A 1,335-nucleotide genomic window follows, 5' to 3' on the forward strand; every position below is an offset into this window, starting at 1 on the left:
AATATGCCACCGGTCGCGGCAACGCCAACAAGCAGGCAATGATCGACGCGGCCCGCGCCCGTGGGTTCAGCCCGGCCGACGACAACGAGGCCGACGCCATCGCCATTCTGCTCTGGGCCATCGAGACCCGGGGAGGTGCGGCATGAACTTCCACCCGAAAGGCTACGGCGGTCACCGCCGCGATCCCGAACAGGTCAAGCGCGACGGTTGGCACGACCAGCAGATGCTGGCTGTGTCGCTGGACGACCACCGCCTCACCTGGCCCGAGCGCGAACTGGTTCGGCAACTGGGCGAGCGGCTCTATGGCAAGCGGCAGGAGGACCGACGTCATGGCTGACTGGACCACGGGCCGCGTGCAGGACCGGCTGGAGCTGGCCGCAGACGTGTTCGCGCAACTGCCCGGCGTGAAGCCCACGGGCTACTTCAACGCCTGGCCCGAGTATTTCCACAGCTTCGCCGATCATGTGGGGCAAGAGCCCGAAACACGCCGCCCGCGCCCTACCCCGCGCCAGATCACCGAAGCCGAGGAGGCGATGCTCTGGCTGCGCTGGCTGGAGCGTGACGACGCGCGCATCGTCTGGCTGCGCGCAAGGGGCAAGCCGTGGAAGAAGATCACCTGGGAGATCGGGCTCAGCCGTCCGGCCGCCAACCGCCACTGGCAGTACGGCGTCGCGCTGATCACCTGGCGGCTCCATGGCCGCGTGCCATCATCGCGGCGCTCGAGGCGGTTCGTGATCGACAACGCCGACAGCCTGTCAAGGAAAATCATCCTGTGACGGAATTTTCGGGGAGACATCCCGTGGGGTTCACCAAGCCGGCCTCGGGGCCTACAAATGGGTTATGCTCGCACGAGGCGTGAGCGACGGGACACCACGACACGACTGGATTCCGGGGTCCACCCGGGGTCCAGTTGGGAATCCAGAAGGGGACACGATGGCACGAGAGCGGCGACAGTTCGACCCCGGGCAAACGGTGACCGGTTGACCGGAAAAACCATCTCCGCCACCCGCTAAGTCATTGATTTCACGGTTCCTTTCTGTGCACTTCGTATGCTGGCGGGCGAAGCGCAAAATTTCGCCAGCGACAGGGCCGTTTTTTTGGGAGTCCACCCCGCGTGGAGTCCACCCCTGAACCGGAAATAACCACGCAATAACAGTGGCTTGTAAGGTGGACTCCGGGGTGGATACCCTGGACTCCGGAGTCCAGCGGGAATCCAGCTTGGAGTCCAGTGAAGTCCGCGCTGAAGGAATTCATCCTGGCGCCCGGTTCGGCGACACCTCCTCCCAGAATTGCCGCCGAACCCACGCTCGCCTGAGTGTATCGATGCCACCGAAG

General features: G+C 64.6%; 2 protein-coding genes. Both read left to right on the forward strand.

Going from position 1 to position 1,335, the window contains the following annotated elements; translation table 11 throughout:
- The first annotated feature begins 142 nt into the window (after positions 1-142).
- Positions 143-337: a hypothetical protein gene (locus ROA7023_RS23520; RefSeq protein WP_085881352.1), complete on the forward strand. Its 195-nt coding sequence runs from the start codon at positions 143-145 to the stop codon at positions 335-337.
- Positions 330-776, forward strand: coding sequence for a DUF6362 family protein (locus tag ROA7023_RS23525; protein WP_085881353.1), 447 nt, complete (start codon positions 330-332; stop codon positions 774-776). The genes ROA7023_RS23520 and ROA7023_RS23525 overlap by 8 nt, the downstream gene beginning before the upstream one ends.
- Positions 777-1,335: the final 559 nt, after the last annotated feature.

Source organism: Roseisalinus antarcticus (assembly GCF_900172355.1).
GTDB classification, from domain to species: Bacteria; Pseudomonadota; Alphaproteobacteria; order Rhodobacterales; family Rhodobacteraceae; genus Oceanicola; species Oceanicola antarcticus_A.